Raw genomic sequence first — 25,229 nt, 5'->3', positions numbered from 1 at the left:
AATTCTTAAAGAGTCAAGGAAAATAAGATCTTAAAAAACCTCTTCATCTTTGCTTAATTCTAAGAATTTATTAATATTCTCTTTTATTGTGTTTAAAGATTCCCTCCAAAACTCACTCTTAGTAATGTCAATGCCAATAGAATCTCCAATCTCTTTCAAATTAGCTTTTCCTGTTATAGATAATAGTCTATCATATTCTTTCACAAATTCAAAGCCTAGTTTTTTATATTGACTATATATCCCTTTTGCAAATAATAAGCCAAAAGTATATGGGAAATTATAAAAGTTCCTATCTGCATAATAATAATGTGGTTTGTTTATCCAAGCGTAAGGACTTAGTGTAGATTCCACTATAGCATCGCCAAAAGCAATCTTTTGTGAATCTATCATCATCTTCTTTATCTCTTCTAAAGATAAAGAGCTTTCCTTTCTCTTTTCAAAAAGAGCTTTTTCAAATAAAAATCTTGCGTATATATCTACCACTACCTGACTAGAATTATTAAGTTCTCCTTCTAATATGCTAAAGGCAGTTTTCTTATCTGAGTTATCTATAGCAGCATCCCTTACTAAAGTTTCAGAAAACAAAGAAGCTGTCTCTGCTATTGGCATAGGATATCTACTATTTAAATAACTTTCTTTACTTAATATATATCCATGATATCCATGTCCTAACTCATGAGCTAAAGTAGATATATTCTTAAAACTACCATTAAAAGTGCACAAAATCCTACTTTGTTTTATTGGATGAAGATTGCTACAGAAGGCTCCTCCTCTTTTTCCTGCTCTAGGTTCTGCATCAATCCATCTATTTTCAAAGGCATTATAGGCAAAGCTTCCAAGTTCTTCAGAAAAAGAACTGAAATTTTCAACTATAAAATCTCTAGCTTCTTCATAACTATAGGTTTTTTCCATGGAACCAATAGGCGCAAATATATCATAATAAGGTAACCCTTTTTTATGCCCTAGAAGCTCTGCCTTCCTTCTATAATATTTTCTAAACTCTGGAAGACTTTCTTCTACAGCTGTCATCATAGCGTTTAAAGTTTCTTCATCCATACGACTCTTCACTAAAGTGTAATGTAGAGGGTTTTTGTATCCTCTTATATTTGATATGGTAATTACCTCTCCTTTTATTCCATTTAAAGCAGCAGCAATGGGTTCTTCTATACTTTTATAACTATTAAGTTCTGCTTCATAGGATTTTTTTCTCATATCAGCATCTTTACTAAAGGCAAAGTTTTTTGCCACCGTTAATGGAATATTTTGAAGTTCTCCATCAATTTCTATATCTACAGTATGAGTAGAAGTTAATAGTTTTTGAAGATTTTCAAAGGCTACAGATCCTGTTTGTTTCATCTTTGATATGATAGCTTCCTCTTTGTCAGATAAAGCATACTTTTCCATTTCTATAATTTCTTTTAAATAAAACTCATGCTCTTTTATTAATTCACTACTATTTATTAAGGAATCTAATCCTTCTACTGCTCTTAGCCATTTATTAAACTTTACATTACATTCATTAAAAGGTATAAATATATTTTCTACTTTTTCAGCACACTTTTGAGCCATAGTATTTTTAGCATCTGCGGAAAGAATTAATCTGCAAAAACTTGATAGTTTAACATATAGAGAGTATATTTTACTTTCTCTATTTATATATTCTTCTATTCTACTTATTAGATCTTTATAATCTTTTGTAGAATCCTCTACCCAAAGTTTCATATCTTTTATTTCTTCATTTAAACTCTCTAAGTCCTTAATAAATTCTTCACTTTCAAATGAAGCATAAAGTTCTTTAAGACTCCACTTCATATTTAATTTTTTCCCTTTCAAAACCTAGCCCTCCTTGGTTTAAATAATTTTAAACATTACTATAATTTAAGAGCGCTTATCTTATAGATATAGCGCTCTTTTAATTATAACATTAGTAAAATCCCTAGTATTATATTTTGTAGAGATTTTTATTAATAATACTAATAATCTGTAACAGAACAGATTATTTTATTTCTTTTAAAACTGCCACCAAGTATTCCCACATATTTTTCATAGAAGAAATACTTGCATGCTCATCTGGAGTGTGTACATCATATATATTCGGTCCAAAGGATATCATATCTATTTCTCCAAACTTTTCTTTAAATAGCCCACATTCTACTCCTGCATGAATAGCAATTACCTCTGCATCTTTTCCATATAAATCTTTGTAGACCTTTTGGAATATCTTTCTTATGTTAGAATCTGCATCATATTGCCATTCTGGATAAGAGGAAGTTGTCTCTATTGTAGCTCCTAATAGTTCTGATATTATTTGAGACTGAGTTAGAATATCTTCCTTTAATGAACCAATGGAACTTCTAACTGCACTGTCAAAAACCACTCCTTTTTCAGTAGTGGACACTACTCCTAAATTTGTAGAACTTTGTACTAAATCTTTTATTTCCATGCTCATAGACTGTATTCCATTTGGTATCATATATAGCAATTTTACTGCTTTTTCAGTAGATTCCTTAGAAAATATTTTATTATTTCCTTCAATGTTTTCTACTATTATTTTAACCTCAGGGTCTGATACCTTATATTCGTTTTTAAAAACTTCATTAATCTTTTCAGTTAAAGATTTTAGTTTTTCATAATCTTTAGCCTTTATAGCTATTTTTGCATCCATTTCTCTAGGTATGGCATTATTTTTAGAACCTCCAGTTAGAGATACTAATCTAAAATCTATATGTTTTAAAATATCTACTAATATCCTTCCCATTAACTTATTTGAATTAGCTCTCCCTTTATCTATTTCCATACCTGAATGGCCACCTTTAAGACCTCTTATTCTTATTACATAAAAATCTCTATTTTCATTTTCTTCTTCCCAACATATAGGTAATATTATTTTATTTCTTAATCCACCAGCACAACTTACTAATAGCTTGCCTTCTTCTTCTGAATCTATATTGATTAAAATTCGTCCTTTAATGTTCTCAGCTTCTAAATTAAAAGCCCCACCCATTCCAGTTTCTTCCTCAGTAGTTATAAGAACTTCTAATGGTGGATGTGGTATATCCTTAGAATCAAGAAGAGCTAATGCATAAGCCACGGCAATACCATTGTCAGCTCCTAAAGTAGTATCTGTTGCATATAAATAGTCGTCTTTTATTCTTAACTTTAAAGGATCTTTTGTAAAATCATGATTAGTTCCTATGTTTTTTTCACATACCATGTCCATATGACCTTGTATTATAACCGTTGGAGCTTTCTCATATCCTTTAGTACCACATTTTTTTATAATAACATTTAAAGCTTTATCTTGAATAACTTTTAAATTACGGTCTTTTGCAAAATTAACTAGAAAATCGCTTATTTCCTTTTCGTTACCTGATCCTCTGGGTATCCTTGATATATCCTCAAAATATTTTAAAACAGACTTTGGCTCTAGATCTTTTAATATATAATTCATTTTATCCTTCCTCTCCTATAGATTTAGAATATTTTATATTTATTTTACCATATATGTTAAAGATCTTCCTTACAAAAACGAAATAACTCTTAAATTTAGATAAATATTATAATTCATATCTACAGCAAAACTAATTACTAGCTTGCAGTTTCTTTTTGCTTTTGTTTTAATGCCTCTTCCATTTTAGCTGTTAAATTTTCCATTATTTCATCTTTATCTTTACCTTCCAGTGGAAAACTTATATGTACATTATCAAAATAATACTCTTTTAAAATACTATCCTTTTCTTTCATTTTTTTGATCTTATGAATCATTTCTCTTGATAATTCAGTTATACTTTCTTTATCAAAATCTGGGTAAACTCCAACAAAAGTTCTAAATCCATGTTTTTCAAAATATTGCGCTTCTGGTAGTATGCCCTTTAGCTTACCATGAACATAATCTTCAATAAGCATATTATCATTATTAATATCCATAGTTAAATCCTTTAAAGATTTGAAAAATACAGTCATTATAATTGATAGAGGATATTTTCCATCTTTAGATTTTTGAACTTGAGACTGAAGGTAATCATTAAATGATATTTTACTTTTTCTATTTACCCTCGGTGGTTGTATAGCTAAATCCCCTCTAGCATGTCTTGTAACTCTGTCATGAAACTTATTTTCATCAAAGGGTTTTATAAAATAGTCTATAGCGCCTACCTTTACAGCCTTAGCAAAGGCATCCATAGTATTGAGATGAGTAAGCACCATAAAAGGAATATTAATATTCTTTCTTCTAATTCTCTCTATAACCTCTAACCCATCTTCCTCTTTTAAATTCATGTCTATTATTATAAGGTCAACTTCATTTTTTAATTCCCCAAGCTTTGTTAAAAGTTGAGAATAATTAGAAGCTTCATGGACCTCCATTCCATCCTTTTCAATAAGTTCCTTTACCCTATATCTTATGTAATGCTTACTATCTAAAATTACAACTCTTTTCAATTCATCACCTACTTAATTTATATATTTTTTCTTTTAGATAAGAACTTTCTGGAAAAATATCGTATAATTTTTTGTATATTATTTTAGCCTCTTCATATTGGTTTATACTTTCATAACTTTCCCCTAGCTTTAATTGCAAATCTAAATCGTTACTTAAATATTTTGAGGGGACTTTTTCAATATGCATTATATAGTATTCATACTGTCCCAATTCAAAATGATTTAAAGCTTTAATTATATTAGATTTAATATCTTCTGGTTTCTTCTCTATAACCTTATCTATATAATCTATACTCTCTATATACTTCTTTTTTTTATAAAGGCTTATAGCTTTAGAAAGTCCAGTATTTTCTTCAGAATTATATTGCTTTATCTTGTACAGTAAAAAAATTAAGTAGGCTATAAAACTTATAAAAAATAAAGGATTTGCTATAGAAAAGAGCAAAATTATTAATAAACTAGCTATATGTTTTTTCTTATTTAATGTTGGTTCTTTAAGGTAGAATGGACTACCATAAGATCTAAATTCTTTTAATTTGTCCTCTGTATTCATAATAAAGTACACTCCTATATAAATAGCTAAATAAATCTCTATATTAGCATAATCTATTATATACTAACATAATCTATTATATATTAACATATTTTCCATCAACATTATAGTATATATTAAAATTTACATTAAAGAAAATCAGAGAAGATTTTAAAACATCCTCTCTGACTTTTTTTAATCTAATTTTAAATTTTTTAATTTATCACCTAAAAGATCTGCTAAGGTAACTTCCTCCTGATTATCATTAAACTCTGAATAATCTACTCCGCTTTCAAAAGCATCTTTTATACTTAATGTAATCCTTTTATCGTTAATTTTCATGTCTAATATTTTAACTTTAACTTCATCGCCTATAGTTAATACATCAGAGGCTTTAACTACTCTTTCTTCTTTGATTTCTCCTAAAGGAACCAAGCCCTCTATCCCTGGTTCTAATTCAACAAATGCTCCAAAGCTAGTAATATTACTTACTCTTCCCTCTACTACATCATTTACATTATATTTATTTTTTATGCTATTCCAAGGATTTTCATCTACATTTTTAAGAGCAAGTGATAATCTATTTTTTTCTTTATCAAAATTTACTACATAAACCTCAACCCTATCTCCTATAGATACTACTTCTTTAGGATCTAAAATTCTCTTCCAAGAAAGGTCAGATATATGAACTAACCCTTGTATTCCTCCTATATCTACAAAGGCACCGAAGTTTGTAAGTCTAACAACTTCACCTTTTCTTTTTTCTCCAAGCTTTATTTCCTTCCATAAAGCTTCTTTTTTCTTCTCTTCTATTTTTAACTCTATAGCTTTTCTAGAAATAACTACATTGCCTTTAGACCTATCAAGCTCAATAACCTTTACTTCCATTTGCTTTCCTATAAAATCTTTTAAATTAGTAGAGGATCTTAAAGAAACCTGAGAAGCTGGCAAAAATACCCTTACGCCTTTTACATTTGCTATAAGTCCTCCTCTAACCTCTTCTTTTATTTTCACAACCATTAAGGTTCCATTTTTAAATGAATCCTCAAATTCATCCCATACTTTAATAGCTTCAGCTTTATTTTTAGAAAGTAGAACATTTCCCTCTCCATCATTTAAATCTATTACCATACAGTCTAAATTTTGTCCTTCTGAAAATAAATCTCTCAAATCCTCTTCATCATTATCTAAAGCTTCAAGTCTAGGTATAATACCATCTGAAATATAATTTATGTTTACAAATATTTCATCTTTAGTTACCTTAATTATCTTTCCTTGTAAAATATCTCCCTTATGTATTTTTTTAAAATCATAAGATTCCTTCAAAAGTTGTTCCATTGACATTTCTACATCTTTTATATTATCCTCCATGAAAATCACTCCTACCAATAATTCTTAGTATTAATAAACCTTTTACTAACAAAATTATATCATAAAATTACAGTTACTGTAGTTCCTTCTCCTAATTTGCTATTTATTTTTATCTCTCCATTATGTGCGTTAACTATGTATTTTGCTATAGTTAACCCTATACCAAAACCCTCGCTTGATCTATTTCTTGATTTGTCTGATTTATAAAATCTCTCAAATACATAAGGTAAGTCTTCCTCACTTATACCCTTACCTTTGTCTATAAAATATATATATTTCTTATTATTCTTTTCTGTAGCTTCAATGGATATATTACTTTCTTTAGGTGAATATTGTACACTATTTAATAATATACAAGAAAAGGCTTTAACTATGCTGTTTTTATCTATAAGTAAGTTTACATCTTTCCCTTTAAAATTAAGAGATATATCTTTTAATTTTAGCTCTTTTTTTAATAAGCTATGAAGTTCATTGTATATTTCCTTTAAAGAACATGTTTCCTTTTTAAATTCTATAGCTGTGGTTTCACATTTGGTTATCTTCTCTACATCCCCCACCAATTTATCTAGCCTTCGTAATTCTTCATAACATATATTTATTTTTTCTTGAGAGGGCTCCCACACACCATCTTTCAAAGCCTCCATATAGGTTAATACTGTAGTAATAGGTGTCCTTAACTCATGAGATATATCTTTTGTTAATTTTTTTCTTATATATTTTTGCCTTTCTAAATCATCTCCAAGATTATTTACACTTTCCGCAAGCAACTTTATCTCATAAGTATTAGTATTAGTTTTTATTTTTTTATTATAATTACCTTTAGATATATCATGAGTAATTTCAGTTATTTCTAAAAGAGGTTTTGTAAGCCCCTTAGATAGAAAAGTTCCTACTATTATTGATATTAATAAAGCTATGGCTAGTGCAATTAAAAAAAGTTTATTTAACTCATTTAAAAATAATATATCCTCATCTCTATAATAATAAGGTGAATAGTTTCCTACTGTAACTTTTCCAAGTAAAACCTTATCCTTTTCAAGGTTATAATCCTTATACTTATACTTGCCTTTTTCTTTTACAGTCCAGTTTATATTTACCTTTTCCATATTGTCTGATATATTTTTTATTACACGTTGACACTTTAGTCCATCTTCACTTTTAGCATCCCAGATTACTTTTCCTTCCCTATCTGTAATCTTAATTATCATTCCATCTTCTAGAGCAGCTATTCCTATATCTTTTAATTCTACTTTATCCCATCCATGTTCTAAGGAATAACATTTTGATAGGGAATATATAAGATTTAAACTTTTTTTATCTTGTTTTTTAATTACATATTTTTCAAACTGACTTTTCAGAAAAATATTTGATAATGCCATAGCCAAAAATAAAGAAAAAAATGCTATAGAAGCAAAGATTATTATAATTTTTTTATTTAAGCGCATTTATTCACCACCGAACTTATAACCTAATCCATGAACTGTAATGATATAACTTGGTGATTTAGGATCAGTTTCAACTTTTTGTCTTAAATTTTTTATATGGGTATCTATAACCCTATCATATCCATCATAATCCTCTCCTAGTGCCATACAAACTAGTTCCTCTCTAGTAAAAGCCTTTTTAGGATACTTTGCCATAGATATTAAAAGTTTATATTCTGTATTAGTTAAATTAATTATTTCACCATTTTTTAAAACTTCTCTTTTATAATTATCAATAATTAATTCATCTTCATTAAAGCTAAATATATTGGATAAAATACCCCCTTCTTCTTCACTCCTTCTAAGTAACGCATTAACTCTAGCCATTAACTGTTTTAAACTAAATGGCTTAGTTACATAATCATCTGCTCCTATATAAAAACCCTCAAGGATGCTATCTTCATCTATTTTTGCAGTAATAATTATTATTGGTACTCGGCTCTCTTTTCTAATATTTTTACATATTTCTTCTCCAGTCATATCCGGAAGCATTAGATCTAAAATAATAAGTGCTGGATTGATTTCATGAAAAATTTCCATTGCTTGGGTACCATTATATGCGTAAAAAGCTTCATAACCCTCCTTTAAGAGATAAGCTCCTACTACATCTACTATATTTTTTTCATCATCAATTACTAAAACTTTTTTATTCACAGGGTACACCTCTAACTCAATATTTAATCAATATAACTTATTTTATCATACTAATCCAATTTTAAAAAATCTAAGAAATTAAAATAAAAGTTTTTATATTATTTTAATTTCTTCATAAAATCCACATATTTGTTTTTTATAATTTAATAAGAAAATATAATTATTATATTTTCTTATCCTCAAACCAACGCCCCTAGGACTCAACCCCAGAGTCCTAGATTTTTTTTATTCCATTTTTTAAAGCTCCACACTATTTTATAGTGTGGAGCTTTATTTGTATTTAAATATTAACTTAACTATATTTTATACTTAATCTCACAAGATTTCTTAGTAGCTATTAAACAGTTTCAACAGACATCACTTTATAGCCTACTTCTTCTATAGCTAACTTGATTTGCTCCTCTGATGGGTCCCCTTCAATTAAAGCAGTTTTGGAATCTAAATCCACTTTTGCTGATTTAACCCCTTCTATTTCTAATAAAGCCTCTGTTACGTGATTAACACAATGGTTGCAATTCATACCTTCTACTAATATTTTTTTCATAACCATTCTCCTTTTTATTTTATTTTTTTAAATTTATTATAAATTTACCTTATTTAAAAGGTTTAAAGGTTTTTAATCTTAATGCATTTAACAAAACCGATACAGAACTAAAACTCATGGCAAGAGCTGCAATCATAGGGTTTAGTAATTTTCCGCCTAGTGCATACCATATGCCCATAGCTACAGGTATACCTAAGGTATTATAGGCAAATGCCCAAAACAAATTTTCTTTTATATTTATTATAGTTTTTTTGCTTAGATCTATAGCTGTAGGAACATCCATCAAATCACTTCTCATAAGAACTATATCTGCTGATTCAATAGCAACATCTGTTCCTGACCCTATAGCCATCCCTATATCAGCCATGGCCAATGCTGGTGCATCATTTATACCATCTCCAACCATTGCCACCTTTTTACCTTGATTTTGTAGTTTTTTCACTTCATTAGCCTTATCTTGAGGTAGTACTTCTGAAATAACTACATCTATTCCAACCTCTTTTGCTATAGCTTCTGCTGTTCTCTTATTATCTCCAGTTAACATAGCCACTTCTATTCCCATGCTGTGTAGTTTTTCTATAGCTCTCTTACTACTATTTTTAACAATATCTGCCACAGCGATTATTCCAACCAATTCTCCATCCATAGCTATATACATTGGAGTTTTACCTTCTTCTGCCAGAGTATTTGACTTTAACTCTAACTCTCTTAATTCAATATTCTTTTCTTGCATAAGCTTTAAATTCCCTAAAAATAAATGCTTATCCTCTATTTTAACCTCTATTCCTTTTCCAGAAATAGAATTAAAATAATCTACTTTCTTTAAGTCTATATTACTTTCCATAGCATGTTTCACAATAGCCTCACCTAAAGGATGCTCTGAAGCCTTTTCTGCACTAGCCGCTAGAGATAATAGATAATTTTCTTCTACTCCATTAGCTATAATATCTGTAACCTTTGGTTTACCTTCCGTAATGGTTCCAGTTTTATCAAATATTATAGTTTGTATTTTATGGGTAGTTTCTAAAGCTTCTCCACTTTTTATAAGCACACCATATTCTGCTCCTTTACCTGTTCCTACCATTATAGCTGTAGGTGTAGCTAATCCAAGAGCACAAGGACACGCTATTACAAGGACAGATATAAAAATTGTTAAAGAGAATACTGGACCTTTCCCTAATAAATACCATACTATGGATGAAATAATAGCAATACCGATAACTATTGGAACAAAATACCCTGATATTATATCAGCCATTTTTGCTATAGGAGCCTTTGATCCTTGAGCCTCCTCTACTAGTTTAACTATTTGGGATAAAGCTGTATCCTTACCTACTTTTGTAGCTTTATATTTTATAGAACCATTTTTGTTTATACTAGCTCCTATAACCTTATCTCCTATATTTTTTTCTACAGGAATGCTTTCTCCTGTTAGCATGGATTCGTCTATAGATGTAACTCCTTCAACTACTTCACCATCCACTGGAAGCTTTTCACCAGGTTTTACAAGAATTATATTTCCTTCTACTACATCATCTATAGATACTACCTTTTCAGTTCCATTTTCAATTATAGTAGCAGTTTTAGGTGCTAGACCCATTAACTTTTTAATAGCCTCTGAAGTTTTTCCTTTAGTAATAGATTCTAAATACTTACCTAGTGTTATTAATGTTAAAATAACCGCTGCAGATTCAAAGTATAATCTCATAGTTCCAGAAGCATCGCCTTTAATTATTTCATATATGACAAACAAGCCATATAAAAATGCGGAAATACTACCTATAGAGATTAAAGAATCCATATTAGGATTTTTCATAATTAAAGATTTAAATCCAACCTTAAAGAATTTTCTTCCTTCATACATAACTGGTATAGTTAACACCAATTGAAGTAAAGCGAAATTTAAAGGACTATGCATTGGATCAATTATTTTAGGAAGTGCAAGACCAAACATATGCCCCATGGAAACTATCAATAAAGGTACAGCAAATGCAGCTGATATAACAAATCTCCTCCAAAGATCTTTAGATTCCTTTTCTTTTCTTATTTTGTCCATATCCAAAGTTTCTTCATCTAAAGGCTTATATCCAGCTTTTAAAACAGCCTTTTTAATGTCTGAAACTTTTATCTTAGAATTTTCATAAGATACTGTAAGTTTTTCTGTAGCTAAATTAACCGTAGCAGATTCAATACCTTCTAATTTCTTCACTGCTCTTTCAACTGCTTTTACACAAGAAGCACAGGTCATACCTTCTATTTTTAACACAACATTAGTAGTTTCCTTTAAAGCTTTGTATCCTGCGTTACTTATAGTATTCTGTATATCTTCTTCCTTAACCTTTTGACCATCGTAGGTTATATTAAGTTTTTCTGTAGCCAAATTTACATTAGCCTCTTCTACCCCATCCATCTTCCTTGTAACCCTTTCTACTGCTTTTGCACAAGCAGCACAGGTCATACCTTCTATTTTAAAAACTTTGCTTTCCATACTATCCCCCTCAACTATTTAACTATAATTTTATCTAAAATTCCCATTATCTCCTCTACCTTCTCCTCTCCACTATTATTAAGGAAAGCATCTTTAACGCAATGATTTATGTGTTGCCTTAATATAAGCATATTAGCTTTTTTTAATAAAGCCTGAGAAGCTATTATCTGATTTGAAATATCTATGCAGTACCTATCGTCTTCAATCATCTTAATTATTCCTTCAATTTGTCCCTTTGAAGTTTTAAGAGCTTGAAGCGCTTTTCTTTTATCTTCGTTCACTTTTTCACCTCCCTACCCCCGTGGGGTGGTTTATATGTAAATAATATCATTAGTGCTTACTAATGTCAACACTAATGATTTTTATTTTCATTAATTTCTTGTAAAAATAATTTGATTTCCTAAACTTAAATCCTCTCTAAATACATATCCATCTAAATCAAATCTTTTTATACCATTCAGGTTATCTATTTTATTTTTAATTATGTAGGAGCTCATAAGTCCTCTTGCTTTTTTTGCATATACCGCTATAATCTTATAACTCTTATTCTTATATTCTTTAAATATTGGAGATACTACTTTTATATCCTTATTTAAGCAGTTCCCGTTTAAAACCTTAGAATATTCTTCTGAAGCTAAGTTTATTAATACTTTTTCTTGTTCATGTTCAAATTCTTTATTCATATAATTAGTTATTATATCTTTCCAATAATCATATAAATTATTTCCCTCTTTATTTTTCAGCTTAATTCCCATTTCCAATCTATATGGTTTTATCCTATCTAAAGGCTTTAATACCCCGTATAATCCTGATAATATTCTAAGATGATTTTGAGCAAATCCTATATCATCTTTATTAAAACTATAAGCATTTAATCCTTTATATACATCTCCATCAAAGGCAAATATAGCTTGCCTTGTATTTTCTTCTAAATCTTTATTCCAACTTTGATAACGATAAAAATTCATCTCAGATAGCTTATGACTAATTCCCATTAAAGTGCCTATTTCTTCTGGAGATAATTTCTTTAACTCTTTTATTAAATCCTCCGCATCATTTAAAAAAATAGGATTAGAACTTTCCTTATGAGGGGTTTCTCTTTGAAAGTCTAAGGATTTTGCTGGTGAAATTATAATCTTCATAGATAATCTCCTTTCTAATTTAAAAATTTTAATAAATAAACTACCCCTTTAAAAAGGAGTAGTTTAAAATTAAGGTATTAAGCTAAATTATCCATATTTTTATAACAATAATTTATTATATCACTTCTCTTGATTATACCTATAAATATTCCGTTATCATCTACTACTGGAACAAAGTTCTGACTAATAGCAAGAGATATCAAGCTTTCAATATTTGCACTTATAGATACAGACTTATGTTTAACTCTCCTTGGTATATCTTCAATCCCCACCTTAGATGTATTTTTAAAGGTAAGATCTGGAGTATTTTTTAATTTCCATAGCAAATCACCCTCTGTCAAGGTTCCAACGTATTTACCCTGGGAGTCTATAATAGGAATAGCTGTATATCCATGATACTCCATTCGTTCTAACACTTGCCTCATTGTAGCCTCTAAGTTTTCGTAAATAACCTCACTTTTAGGTGTAATAAAAAACGCAATATTCATTTTAAATCCTTTCCTTGAGATATTTTTAAGTTTATCTTTCAGTTATATTTTATCATAAATTATTGTTAAAGAATGAGTAAAATTCAAAAATTCACAAATACTTAAATATCATCTTAATATAAAATCCATAGTTACAGGATTATGATCACTATATTTAAACTGCATATCTTCCGTACTTACACTAATCACATCTATATTAGGCGAAACTATGAAACCATCAATAATAGATACAAAGTTTTCCCCTTCAGTATATGGAATGTTTACATCTCTATTTGTTGGTATGTTTTTATCTATAGCTACTTTAAAATTCTTAGGTATCAATTCTTCTGGCATATATTGTAGCCATTCTGGTTTATGTTTTGATCCATTAAACTTCTTTAAATCACTACCTGGCATCACATTATTGAAATCTCCACCTACTAAAACATAATTACCTTTTTCATACTCTTTTTCTACATGATTTTTTAAATAATCCATCTGCATTAACCTAGCTTGTCCATTCTTGTCATAGGCTGATAGATGTGCGTTTATTAAAATTAGCTCTTTTCCATTACTTAACCTAAGTCTATTTTCTAAGAAGCACCTATCTAACATGGCCAAATATTTAGGCCATTTATCCTCTTCTCCTGCAAATTGATATCTTGTACTTTTTTCAATATTATATATTGAAAAATTAGCTATACCTGAATTTACTGTTCCGTGTGGTTTTAGTAAAGGTAGAGGGACCCAAAATACTTTATAATTAGTAGCAAAAGTTGAAGCATACTCTTTTAATCCATCTTTTATAAACTCATATTCATTAAATTTAAAACTTCTTGTAGATTTCTTATCTACTTCCTGTAAAAAAATAAAATGAGGATTTTTATTTACTATAGAAGAAAATATATTATTTATATTTTCCTTAGTTTTCTCTAGACTAATAGACCTGGACCCTCTTCCTCCATCCATAAAAAAATCTTGTCCCTGATCTAATCCCCCATATCCTATATTCATTGTAGTTATAGAGTATTTCTTATCTTTTTCTATTTTTTCACTACTATTGTTCTCTATTTCTACAGTTTCAATTTCTTTAGGCTTATAATCTGTAACCATCATAGCTATAAGGTATATAATAAAAATAGCTATTAAAATAATAATTAAATATAGGGGTATTTTAAATAATTTCTTCATATCTGTTTCCTTTCTTGCATTAAAATCTTAATTATATATTAAAGCTTTGGACTGTTTAGCTCAATATATATTTTATACTAATTTTAAAAATAACTTTATTCTAAGTTTTATATATTAAATTTCTTCATTTTTTTAGGTCTACTTAGTATAATAATTTTGAATAAAGAATTAAATTTACCGTGAATTCCATATTTTATGTTGAATTAAGTCAAAAAACTATATATAATCATATGTAATACAAAATTTTATAAAAGAATAGATTTTAATTATCGATGATTTAGATAAGTTTATATATTTTCTTAGAGCTAATTTACTAAATGTTATACCTATTAATAACTATATGTAAATTGCTTTTTTTAATTATAGTACAAGCATCGATAATCTAGCTAATTTTAAGGAGGTTGTACAAAATGTTAAAATCAATGTTAGAAAAGAAAAAGAAAGAGCAACAAAGAAAGAAAAGACAAGAAAAAATACGTTCTATCACTAATGTATTAGTAGGAACAGCTGCTGGAGCCACGGCTGGAATGCTACTTGCTCCAAAGTCAGGAAAAGAAACTAGAGGTGACATAAAAAAAGCAGCTAAAGAGTTAAATGATGGTGTTAAAGATAGAGCTCAAGAATTAGGAGAAAACATAAAAACTAAAACTGGAGATTTTAAAAGCAAAAGTGCTGAAGTAAAGAGCAAGATAAAAGAAAAATTTCAAAACTCAAAAGATATTGCTGAAGAAACAGCTGAAGAAATCAAAGATGTGGTAAAAGATTGTACTGAAGAAACTGAAAAAGCAGTTGAGGATACTAAAACAGAAGCTAAAGCTAATTATAGAGAAGCAAAATCAAAAATAAAGGATTACGTGGAAGAAAAGAAAGATGAAGCTGGTCAAAAAAAGTGCGAAAAGTAGTCTAAGGTAAAAGTTTAAAATGTATGTAAAGTTGAGCGATTTATTAGCTGGCTTAGGCTATATTACATTAGGTATATTAGCTGCTGCTGCACTAGTATATCTAATAATTACATTAAACAAAGTAACCAAGGTTTTGACAAAAGTAGATAAAATCTTAGGTGAAAATGAAGTTAATATAAATAAAACCACCAGTTATCTTCCAAAGGCTTCTCAAAACATAGCTGAAATAACAGAAAATATAAAAGACGTCAGTGAGGTCATAACTACTACTACAGCTGAGGCCATAGACATAAAAGAAGATGTGCAAAGTTATCTTACCACAGTAAAAGAGATAGTTTTGATTATAAAAAATGTATTTTTTAAATAGGCTCTTTATGAGCCTATTTTTCTTGAGATTCTTTGATTTTTTTATCATTATTTATTATGGAAACTAATGCCGCTAAAGCTGCTAAAGTTATAGCAATCTTTGATTTTTTTTTCAAAGTGTTCACCTCCATAGTGTATTTAATAATATTAATCTTTCAGTTTATATAAATCAATTTTTAATACAGTTTTTCCCACTACCTTTTGCTTCATAAAGCTTGTTATCTGCCATTTCTAAAACCTCTTCAAAGTTTTCAATGCCTTGAATTTCATATATTCCTCCACTAATAGTGAACTTAATTTCTACTCCTTTATAAAAAAAACTGGTATCTTCAATAGTTCTCCTCATATCTTCGGCTAAAATATAGGCCTCTTCTTTGTGTAATCCTTGTAATAAAACAAAAAACTCTTCTCCTCCATACCTTCCAACCCAACCCTGAGTATTTTTTATTTTTTCTTGAAGAATCTTAGTAAATTCCTTTAAAAGATAATCTCCTAAAATATGTCCATACTCATCATTTATTTTTTTAAAATTATCTATATCAAACATTATAGCTGTAGAAGCCTTTCTAGTTACGCTTACGGCAAATATCTCTACAGGTAACTTATCATTTATATATCTACGATTATATATCCCCGTAAGTTCATCCTTTACAACCCTATCATTTATACCCTTAATATACTTTAATATATCCTGCTGGGGTTTATTTTCTACATCTTGAACAATTCCTGTACGAGTTATATCCTTAAAGGTTTCAAACACATATTTATTATCATTATATTCTAAAGGCGTAGCCATTACTAGAAATATTTTATTCCCATTATATTCTACTTTAACACAACTGTCACCTTCTGTATAGGCTCTTATAGATACACAATTTGCACAATGCTCACCCTTTTCCCAAAAATCATAGCAACTGACTTCTGTTATTTCAATATTTTTTTCATCATAATAAACAACCTTTTTTCTTATAGGGTCTACTATTCTTAAACCATCATATAGATGTTTAAATAATGATATATTATCAATTATATGCTGTAAATCATTCAAACTAACAACACCTTTCCAAAGAATGCTAATAATATTGTATATCTCTAATTATAAATAATCTAGTAATAAATAAATTTATATATAAAATTTAATATTTCAAAAAAAATAATCCAGCAAAAGCTGGATTATTAGGTGTAATTAATGCCATTAGGTACATTAAAGTTAATTTATAAGGGTTAAATTAAACCAAGCACATTTTATAGATATCTTCTAAAGAACATTAGGCTTTTATCTAAGAAGGTACTATAAATCTAGGAATATACCATATATGTCTATATGTGCTTTAACCCAATGGTTTAAAAGTAAAAGAGAAACTGATAGGTTTTAACAAATAAATTTGGGATACTTTAATATCCGTTATTGAGTATTGTTATCAATTATTATTTTATATCATTTAATTTTTTTTGTCAATACTTTCTAGGATTTTTGTACTCTAGTTTATATAATTTATTTTAAAATTAATAGCCCTAATCCTTTCTCCTTACATAACTTTTTAAAAGCTTCTTCTTTATTCTTATCTTCTTCCTTCAGATTTTGTTCATTGGGAGGAGTTAATACCAGAACTGCCTTACCATCATTAAAAACAAAAAAAACATCACTTATAAAATCTTCTTTGTTTTTAGGCTCCTTCAATTTAAAATTAAAAGTACTATAAAAATTCACTTCTTCCAATAACTCTAACTTCAATAAAAATTCCTTTTGATAAAGAGATTTATAATAAACATAAGCATTCATCTTTTCGCTTTTAAAATACAAGCCTTTTTTATGCAAAGTTCTCTTTAAATAACCAATAGTGCTTATACCTCTAATGTTTTTTATTTCTAATGGTTTTATTGATTCTGGCCAATATATATTCTCTTCTAAAAGCTTTCTTATATCTTTTTTAAGAAGAGCTTTCTCCATATTATCTAAAAACTTATTATAAGAAGAAATTACAGATTCTTGCTTCCATTCTTTAGGCTCGTTATATATTACAATCATTATTAGTTTAACTATAATTTTTAGGTGACTTTTAGGAAAAGCATAATATAGAAAAAGAACTAACCTTTCTATAAAAGTCAATTTTTCATCAATTCTTAATACCTCACTTACATATCTATATAATTTATTAAACTCACTTTTATGGACTACATTTCCTATTTTTAGCAAGTTTTCTTCAATGGACTCTTCAATATAATTTCTAGGCAATCCATAGTATTTACTTAACCCTTGAATTGTGTAGTATTTATCATTAAAGTCATACCTCTTACAAAAAATCTCCATAAGAATCGTATCTTCAATTATAACCCCTGCTGCCTCATATAATAACTCTATAAATTCCTTACCTGCCTTTTTATAGTTATCTACTAGTTCTCTTGGCACTTGACTTTTACCATTAAAATATTCCATGATCAATAAGTTAGATAAATATCTTATATCATAATTTTTTTTTGATATAGAATTATCATTCTCCTTTAATATCTCATAAACTACTCTTATATTGTAATCTTTCTTCTCTTCTTTCATAAAGTCTTTTAATATATTTAAATGCTCTTTCTTTAAATCCAATTCTTTTAATGCCTTTAATGAATACTGTCTCACCTGTGCCCCTGAATGCTGCAAATTTTGCAAAAGGTATTCTATAGACTTATTACAATCTTCTTTATAATTAGTTGAAAGCTTTCTTATGGCAGAAGCTGCTAACCTTTTTTCGTTGGTATTCCCTTTTTTTAAATATTCAATAATATAGTCTATGCTATTTACATCGCAACTTTCCCCTAGCTCATAGGGCGTCATTTTTGAATAATCAACCATAAAGTATCACCTTTTGTTTTTATTGTTATATTACCATATAATATATTTAAAATAAAACCTTTTGTCATAGGAATAAATGCTTCTCCCATTGATTTTTAAGGTTTTTTTAAGGTTAATTTGATGCTATTTAAAATCAATGATGATATAATATATTAAAATGCTTAATACTGTAATAATTATTATATTTATTTTCTTTACTTACAAAGTTGTAATATTTAATTTAACTTTGTAATCTAATTAAATGGAACTTTCATTTAATTATGCTTATAATATTGTTAGAAGATAAATTTTTAACATGGAAAGGGGTTTAGATTAACATGTCTAAATTTAAAAATGCAATACCTAATGTTCTTACTTTGAGCAATTTAGGTTGTGGCGTAATGTCTTTGCTTATGACGTTAGATGGCAATTATACTTTAGCAAGTTTATTTATACTTTTAGCTGGACTAGCAGATAGATATGATGGAAAGGTAGCAAGGGCCTTAAATGTTTCTAGTGAAATAGGAAAAGAATTAGATTCTCTTAGTGATTTAATATCCTTTGGAGTAGCTCCTGCACTTTTAATATTTAATTTATATAGTTTTAAATCCATGGGCTTATTAGGATATATGGTGCTGTTGGCCTTTCCTATAGCTGGAGCTTATAGATTAGCAAGATATAATATATCAGACTTTAATGGCATCTTTACAGGAATACCCATAACCTTTGCTGGTACTATTCTAGCTGTATTCCCATTAATCACAAGAACTAAAAATATAAATCCTTCTGTAACTTTAATATTAGCTATGTTGCTTTCTTACTTAATGGTAAGTAAAATCAAGTTTCAAAAAAAATAATAATTTTAAATTATAAAAACTAGCTTACAAATTTACAAGCTAGTTTTTATAACTTTTATAAGGATTTTTTTGATACTTAAATGCTTCCATAAAGATTCTGTTTTATATAATAGAATCTAAACTTTAAATTTTGCTACTGCTTCTAAAAGCTTATCTGAATTTACTCCTGCATGGGATGCACTTTCTACAATAGATTGAGATTTTTCCCTTACCCCTGAAACCTTTTCTGCTATAATTGATGTGTTTTCGGCTCCCTCATAGGATGTATGAGTTATATCTGTAATAACCTTTATCAAAATATCTGCTGACTCTTCAATTAACTTTGACATAGAATCAAAGTCTTTCATGGCTTTAGATACATAGTCCGCATCTTTATTGTATCCTTCACCAATACTTACTAAGTCCTCATAATCCTTTATAACCTTACTATTTATAAATTCTAATATGTCTGCTGAGGCTTTTGTAAGCTCATCTACTGCCTCTACCACATCGTAGGTAACATCTTTAATTTTAGATACAGTCTCATTAGATTGTTCAGCTAATTTCCTTATTTCCTCTGCAACTACAGAGAACCCTTTTCCAGCTTCACCAGCTCTAGCAGCTTCTATTGCCGCATTTAAAGCCAGTAAATTTGTTTTTGAGGAGATTTCTAGTATAGTCTCTGAAAATATGTTAATTTGGTCTACTACTTTAGACTTTTCCATGGCAATCTCTAAAGTATCTTTACTCTTTTCATATAGTTCATATGATTCCTTAGATGAGTTTTCAGCATGTTCTCTTATATTTTCCGCCCTTTTCCTTATATCATCAGCCTGTTTTACTCCTATTTCTGTCTTTTGAGAAGCTTCTTCTATTATCCTGGCTATTTCATCAGCTGAGGAACTCATCTCTTCCGTGGCAGCAGCAGTTTCCTCCATACTAGCTGACAACTCTTCTGTGTTAGAACTTGCATCTAATATGTCATCATCTAATATTGTCATAGCACCAGTTATATTTTCTATATCATCTTTCATACTAAAAGCGTTTTCGTTTACTTGTAAAATTATATTTCTAATATCTTGTATAAATCCATTTAAACTATTACCAAGTATTCCTATCTCATCTTTTGAATCTATATTAATAGTCTTTGTTAGATCTCCACCACTACTTGCCAATATATCTAACTCTTTTTGAAGAAGATTTATAGGGTTTGTCACAGATTTAACCACTATAGATATAGTAATAACACATACTATAGCAGCTATAATTGCTCCTATAAATATTACATATACAACCTTACTTTGAGCATCATTCATGTCTACTAGTCTAACTTCTAAATTGTCTTTTTCTGCTTGAATAAGTTCACTTAAGGTAGCTCTAATATCATCCATACTCTTTTTACCTTGCTTTGTCATCATAAAGTAATTGATTCTATCCTCCGTAACCTCTCCAGCATTTACTTTATCTCTTATTTTTACTAAAGCTTCTCCTTCTCTTACAATCCAACTATTTATTGAAAGATTAAGGCTTTTAAGTCTATTTTGTTGTTCTTCACTATCTGCTGTAAGTTCTGTTAATTTACTTAAATTATTCTTCACTTCAACTTGTCCAGTACTAAAAGGTTCTAAATATTCTTTATCTCCCGTTATAGCATATCCTCTAACTCCTGTTTCCATATCTATAACATTTTTAAGGAGCATATCAGCTTCTCTTATAACCTCATATGTATAAATGTTTAAGTTCACGTGTTTTTTAGTTTCAACTATACCATTATAAACCATAATAATTACAAAAGACATAATAAGCATAACCGCAAGAAACCCTGCCGAAATTTTACTCTTAATTTTGGCATTTTTCATCATAATATTATCTCCTTCTACTGTATTTTCTCTTAACACTATATTAACAATTTTGGATATCACTTTCAATAGTTTTTATTTTTGAACTAGTACAAATATTATATAAATAATGTTGAAATCTTTAAAAAACAGATATATTTATGATTTTATTTAAATAAGCATATATATATAATGTAATTGAAATTAAAGCATAGTATATTTTATCAAAATAATATATCTCATTATTTTAAATTTTTTAATAATTAATTTTTATATATAAAAAAACCACCATTACTGGTGGTTTTTTCTATAGTTTAAAAGAACTTTTTAAAGATACTATCCTATTAAATACTAATTTTCCTTCAGTACTATTTGGATCTACGTTAAAGTATCCATGTCTAACTATTTGGAATTTATCTTGAGGCTTTACCTCTTTCATATAAGGCTCTACAAATCCTTGTAATACCTCCATAGAATTTGAGTTTATTTGCTCTAAGAAATGCTTTCCTTCAGAGCCTTCACCCTCATCTAATATTAAAGGTTCATATAATCTAAATTCTGATGCTACAGCTGATTTAGCATCTACCCAATGTATAGTTCCCTTTACTTTTCTTCCTGTAAATCCTGTACCACTCTTTGTTTCTATATCATAAGTACAATGTATTTCAATTACATTACCATTATCATCTTTTATTACATCATTACACTTCACAAAATAAGCACCTTTAAGTCTTACCTCGTTTCCTGGATAAAGTCTATGATACTTTTTAGGAGGATTTTCCATAAAATCATCTTGTTCTATATATAGTTCTCTTGAAAATGGCACTTGTCTTACTCCACCCTCTGGATTATCACCATTATTTTCTATCTCAAGCATTTCTACTTGATCCTCCGGGTAATTTGTTATTATCATCTTTAAAGGTCTTAATACCGCCATAGTTCTTGGAACCTTCGGCATTAAATCTTCTCTTATAAAATGTTCTAACATTTGAGAGTCTACTAAACTATTTGCTTTAGATACCCCAATAGCCCTACAAAAATTTCTAATAGCTTCCGGTGTGTATCCTCTTCTTCTAAGACCAGCTATAGTAGGCATTCGTGGGTCATCCCATCCATCCACAACTTTTTCATCTACTAATAATTTTAATTTTCTTTTACTCATTACAGTGTTTGTAATATTTAACCTAGCAAATTCTATTTGTTGCGGTACATTTTCCATCTCACATTCTTTTACAACCCAATCGTAAAGTGGTCTGTGATCTTCAAACTCTAATGTACATATAGAATGTGTTATACCTTCTATAGCATCCTCTAATGGGTGAGCAAAATCATACATTGGATATATACACCACTTATCTCCAGTGTTATGATGGCTTGCATGAGCAATTCTATATATTATAGGGTCTCTCATATTCATATTAGGAGAAGACATATCTATTTTTGCTCTAAGAACCTTTTCTCCATCTTTAAATTCACCTTTTTTCATTTTTTCCAAAAGATCTAAATTTTCTTCCACAGTTCTATTTCTATAAGGACTTTCTTTTCCCGGTTCCGTTAAAGTTCCTCTATATTCTCTTATCTCTTCTGGGGTTAAATCACAAACATATGCTTTTCCCTTTTTTATAAGCAATATTGCTCTTTTATACATTTCCTCAAAATAATTAGATGCAAAGTATAATTCATCCCATTCAAAGCCAAGCCATCTTACATCCTCTTCTATTGATTCTACATACTCTGTATCTTCTTTAATAGGGTTTGTATCATCAAAGCGCAAATTTGTTTTTCCTTTAAATTCATCTGCTAATTCAAAGTTCAAAACTATAGACTTCGCATGGCCTATATGTAAATAACCATTAGGCTCTGGTGGAAAACGGGTTATTATCTCTTTATGTTTTCCAGAATCTATATCTTCTTTAACTATATTTTTTATAAAATTTGAAGTACTACTCGTAACCTCCATTACTCACCATTCCTTTCTTAATATTCACTTACTTTTTTAATAATTTATTTGTAATATAAATTAGAATAAAACTTAATACATACTGATATTTAATATATCACAAAAATGGTGCATTTTCTATATAAAAACTCTCTAGGATTATCTTTTAAATTTTAAGACTTTCCAATGCAATTGATATTTTTATTAATCTATATTTAAATTATCCATAAACATAAAAAATAGACCTCTAAACAACTAGAATTAAATTCTAACTATCTAATGGTCTTTTTTAATATTTTATATACTAAGAGTCTGTTAATTTTTAGATTTATATGCTTTGGTGGAGATGATGGGATTCGAACCCACGACCTCTTGAATGCCATTCAAGCGCTCTCCCAACTGAACTACATCCCCAATTAACTATATTATATATATCTTTTCCAAAAAAATCTAGTGTAAATATTGAAATATGTTACTATAAAATATAAAATATATTTAGCAGATTAATTTAAATTGGAGGATTCTTTATGATTACAACTACCACAAATACAATAGATGGAAGAAAAATAACTAACTATAAGGGTGTAGTTTTTGGTGAAGTAGTAGCAGGAGTTAACTTTATTAAAGACTTTGCTGCGGGGCTTTCCAACATATTTGGAGGAAGATCTGGTGCTTATGAAGGGGAGCTTATAGAAGCAAGAGAACAGGCTATTTATGAAATGCAAAGAAAAGCCTCCTCCCTTGGAGCAAATGCTGTAGTAGGCGTAACTATAGACTACGAAACCTTAGGCCAAGGTAATATGCTTATGGTAATAGCCTCTGGTACCGCTGTTTTTGTTGAATAAAAAAATAGTTTTAAGTAAATGTTTTTATAAAACATTTACTTAAAACCAAATTAACTATTTAAAATTATAATATCACACCTGTAAAGCCAGTTCTCTATCTTCGCTATCCTTAGGTAAAAGAGTATTTTTAAATGCCAATAAACTAACTATAATTATAATGGCAGATATAACCACACAAAGTGATGTTGAAACCTTATCATACATAATTCCAAATACTAATTGACCTAATGGCATGGTTGCCATACATCCAGCACTCATAACAGTATTTACTCTTCCCATTAAGTTTAAAGGTACAGTCTGCTGGAACATAATACTTAAAGATATATTTACTATGGACATTAATAATATCATAAAAAAATTTACAACTATTAAAGCTATATAAGGAACGAAATTAGAATTAAATAAATTTAAAAATGGTTTAAAGGGAACTATAGCTACTAGCATTATTAAAAATCCTGTCCCTAATAAGTTGTAAAAAAGCAATTTTTTTAGTGGATATTTTTTTGCCATGGCACTGCATATAATAGGGGATAAAAGCATACCTAATGAAGCAACACCTTCCACAATGCCATACTGAAGGTCTGAAACCCCTAATACATTTTTAGATATATATATAAATCCTATTGATCCTAAAGGGCTTCCAACAAAATTAACTATCATGGCTATTCCTATTACACTTATTAAAATATTACTATTCTTTATAAAAGATAAACCTTCTTTAAGATCCCTAGAAAAGGTTTTAAAACTTATTTCCTCTGGGGCTTTATTAACCTTTGGTATATGGATAAACATTTCACTTATTCCTGAAAGTATAAAGCTTATAGAATTTAATAGAAGAATTATAAACAACCCATAAAGTCCAAACAAAGCTCCTGCAATCATTGGAGATATTAAATTTCCCATATTCATTATAAATGTATTCATACTATTAGCATCTACTAAATCTTCCTTTTTAACAATGGAAGGTATCACTGTAGCTATAGCTGGTTGAAATATCATAGAAATTAAAGACAGTAAAACTACAAACAAATATATACTACCTAAGGAAAGGCCTCCATTTAAATAAAATAGTATTGCATATACTCCAATTATTAATCCATTTAAAATATCCATAGAAACAATAATTTTCTTTCTATCCATCCAATCGGTAAATACCCCTACTATAGGTCCTAGCAATAACTGTGGTAACATTGAAATCATAAGAACTGTAGCAAATTTAGTAGCAGAACCTGTAATCTTAAATACATATAAAGAAAGAGCAAAGTTTTGCATTTGTGTCCCTACTAAAGATATAAATTTACCCCACATTAATAATCCGAAATTCCTGTCTTTTAGAAGTTTAATTCTCATAAAAACCACCCTTTTATAA

Annotated in this window: 22 protein-coding genes and 1 tRNA gene; 4 read left to right on the top strand and 19 right to left on the bottom strand. The window is 28.8% G+C overall.

Going from position 1 to position 25,229, the window contains the following annotated elements; translation table 11 throughout:
• Nucleotides 1-30 precede the first annotated feature (30 nt).
• From KQI89_RS01395 to KQI89_RS01335, 13 genes are all read right to left on the bottom strand, one after another.
• On the bottom strand, nucleotides 31-1,833 hold the full coding sequence (locus KQI89_RS01395) for a M3 family oligoendopeptidase (RefSeq protein ID WP_343216322.1): 1,803 nt from the start codon (nucleotides 1,831-1,833) through the stop codon (nucleotides 31-33).
• A 163-nt stretch (nucleotides 1,834-1,996) separates the two neighbouring features.
• Nucleotides 1,997-3,451: an aminoacyl-histidine dipeptidase gene (locus tag KQI89_RS01390; protein WP_216455615.1), complete on the bottom strand. Its 1,455-nt coding sequence runs from the start codon at nucleotides 3,449-3,451 to the stop codon at nucleotides 1,997-1,999.
• A gap of 137 nt (nucleotides 3,452-3,588) precedes the next feature.
• Complete coding sequence (locus tag KQI89_RS01385) at nucleotides 3,589-4,440, bottom strand: response regulator (RefSeq protein ID WP_216455614.1); 852 nt, start codon at nucleotides 4,438-4,440, stop codon at nucleotides 3,589-3,591.
• Between the two features lie 4 nt (nucleotides 4,441-4,444).
• A complete protein-coding gene (locus KQI89_RS01380) occupies nucleotides 4,445-4,993 on the bottom strand; it encodes a tetratricopeptide repeat protein (protein WP_032121388.1) in 549 nt (182 codons plus the stop codon).
• 174 nt (nucleotides 4,994-5,167) lie between these two features.
• Entirely contained in the window at nucleotides 5,168-6,343 is a 1,176-nt protein-coding gene (rpsA, locus tag KQI89_RS01375; RefSeq protein WP_216455613.1) for a 30S ribosomal protein S1, read from the bottom strand.
• Between the two features lie 59 nt (nucleotides 6,344-6,402).
• Nucleotides 6,403-7,788 carry a HAMP domain-containing sensor histidine kinase gene (locus tag KQI89_RS01370; protein WP_216455612.1) on the bottom strand — a complete coding sequence of 462 codons (1,386 nt, stop codon included), beginning with the start codon at nucleotides 7,786-7,788 and terminating at the stop codon, nucleotides 6,403-6,405.
• Complete coding sequence (locus KQI89_RS01365; protein ID WP_425514062.1) at nucleotides 7,789-8,481, bottom strand: response regulator; 693 nt, start codon at nucleotides 8,479-8,481, stop codon at nucleotides 7,789-7,791. It lies immediately after the preceding gene.
• Between the two features lie 337 nt (nucleotides 8,482-8,818).
• Nucleotides 8,819-9,025, bottom strand: coding sequence for a heavy-metal-associated domain-containing protein (locus tag KQI89_RS01360; RefSeq protein ID WP_187117370.1), 207 nt, complete (start codon nucleotides 9,023-9,025; stop codon nucleotides 8,819-8,821).
• Between the two features lie 49 nt (nucleotides 9,026-9,074).
• Nucleotides 9,075-11,513 carry a heavy metal translocating P-type ATPase gene (locus KQI89_RS01355; protein WP_216455610.1) on the bottom strand — a complete coding sequence of 813 codons (2,439 nt, stop codon included), beginning with the start codon at nucleotides 11,511-11,513 and terminating at the stop codon, nucleotides 9,075-9,077.
• 14 nt (nucleotides 11,514-11,527) lie between these two features.
• Nucleotides 11,528-11,794: a metal-sensing transcriptional repressor gene (locus KQI89_RS01350; RefSeq protein ID WP_032121382.1), complete on the bottom strand. Its 267-nt coding sequence runs from the start codon at nucleotides 11,792-11,794 to the stop codon at nucleotides 11,528-11,530.
• 90 nt (nucleotides 11,795-11,884) lie between these two features.
• Nucleotides 11,885-12,655 (bottom strand): peroxide stress protein YaaA, encoded by a 771-nt coding sequence (gene yaaA / locus KQI89_RS01345; RefSeq protein WP_216455609.1) that lies wholly within the window; start codon nucleotides 12,653-12,655, stop codon nucleotides 11,885-11,887.
• 77 nt (nucleotides 12,656-12,732) lie between these two features.
• Nucleotides 12,733-13,143, bottom strand: coding sequence for a CBS domain-containing protein (locus tag KQI89_RS01340; protein WP_032121380.1), 411 nt, complete (start codon nucleotides 13,141-13,143; stop codon nucleotides 12,733-12,735).
• A gap of 108 nt (nucleotides 13,144-13,251) precedes the next feature.
• A complete protein-coding gene (locus KQI89_RS01335) occupies nucleotides 13,252-14,313 on the bottom strand; it encodes an endonuclease/exonuclease/phosphatase family protein (protein ID WP_216455608.1) in 1,062 nt (353 codons plus the stop codon).
• A 410-nt stretch (nucleotides 14,314-14,723) separates the two neighbouring features.
• Between KQI89_RS01335 and KQI89_RS01330 the strand changes: the two genes are divergently transcribed.
• A complete protein-coding gene (locus KQI89_RS01330; RefSeq protein WP_216455607.1) occupies nucleotides 14,724-15,215 on the top strand; it encodes a YtxH domain-containing protein in 492 nt (163 codons plus the stop codon).
• A 19-nt stretch (nucleotides 15,216-15,234) separates the two neighbouring features.
• Nucleotides 15,235-15,582, top strand: coding sequence for a hypothetical protein (locus tag KQI89_RS01325; RefSeq protein WP_032121377.1), 348 nt, complete (start codon nucleotides 15,235-15,237; stop codon nucleotides 15,580-15,582).
• A gap of 168 nt (nucleotides 15,583-15,750) precedes the next feature.
• Here KQI89_RS01325 and KQI89_RS01320 read toward each other — a convergent pair whose 3' ends face one another.
• Nucleotides 15,751-16,629: a GGDEF domain-containing protein gene (locus KQI89_RS01320; RefSeq protein ID WP_216455606.1), complete on the bottom strand. Its 879-nt coding sequence runs from the start codon at nucleotides 16,627-16,629 to the stop codon at nucleotides 15,751-15,753.
• Between the two features lie 447 nt (nucleotides 16,630-17,076).
• Complete coding sequence (locus KQI89_RS01315; protein ID WP_216455605.1) at nucleotides 17,077-18,423, bottom strand: HEAT repeat domain-containing protein; 1,347 nt, start codon at nucleotides 18,421-18,423, stop codon at nucleotides 17,077-17,079.
• A gap of 317 nt (nucleotides 18,424-18,740) precedes the next feature.
• Here KQI89_RS01315 and pssA point away from each other — a divergent pair, with 317 nt between their 5' ends.
• The gene (pssA, locus tag KQI89_RS01310) at nucleotides 18,741-19,259 is read left to right on the top strand and encodes a CDP-diacylglycerol--serine O-phosphatidyltransferase (RefSeq protein WP_216455604.1); all 519 of its coding nucleotides are present in this window, start codon (nucleotides 18,741-18,743) and stop codon (nucleotides 19,257-19,259) included.
• Nucleotides 19,260-19,375: 116 nt separating this feature from the next.
• On the opposite strand, the gene KQI89_RS01305 is transcribed toward pssA, so the two are convergent.
• From KQI89_RS01305 to KQI89_RS01295, 3 genes are all read right to left on the bottom strand, one after another.
• Nucleotides 19,376-21,100 (bottom strand): methyl-accepting chemotaxis protein, encoded by a 1,725-nt coding sequence (locus tag KQI89_RS01305; protein WP_216455603.1) that lies wholly within the window; start codon nucleotides 21,098-21,100, stop codon nucleotides 19,376-19,378.
• A gap of 283 nt (nucleotides 21,101-21,383) precedes the next feature.
• Nucleotides 21,384-23,036 (bottom strand): glutamine--tRNA ligase/YqeY domain fusion protein, encoded by a 1,653-nt coding sequence (locus KQI89_RS01300; protein ID WP_216455602.1) that lies wholly within the window; start codon nucleotides 23,034-23,036, stop codon nucleotides 21,384-21,386.
• A gap of 317 nt (nucleotides 23,037-23,353) precedes the next feature.
• Nucleotides 23,354-23,429: transfer RNA gene (locus tag KQI89_RS01295), tRNA-Ala, on the bottom strand.
• Between the two features lie 113 nt (nucleotides 23,430-23,542).
• On the opposite strand from KQI89_RS01295, the gene KQI89_RS01290 reads away from it, so the two are divergent.
• Nucleotides 23,543-23,860 carry a heavy metal-binding domain-containing protein gene (locus KQI89_RS01290; protein ID WP_032121372.1) on the top strand — a complete coding sequence of 106 codons (318 nt, stop codon included), beginning with the start codon at nucleotides 23,543-23,545 and terminating at the stop codon, nucleotides 23,858-23,860.
• Between the two features lie 72 nt (nucleotides 23,861-23,932).
• Here the strand turns inward: KQI89_RS01290 and KQI89_RS01285 are convergent, their stop codons facing one another.
• On the bottom strand, nucleotides 23,933-25,210 hold the full coding sequence (locus tag KQI89_RS01285; RefSeq protein WP_216455601.1) for an MFS transporter: 1,278 nt from the start codon (nucleotides 25,208-25,210) through the stop codon (nucleotides 23,933-23,935).
• Nucleotides 25,211-25,229: the final 19 nt, after the last annotated feature.

This window comes from Clostridium simiarum (assembly GCF_018919175.1).
Lineage (GTDB): Bacteria > Bacillota > Clostridia > Clostridiales > Clostridiaceae > Clostridium_L > Clostridium_L simiarum.
This window is presented reverse-complemented; position numbering and strand designations above follow the sequence as displayed.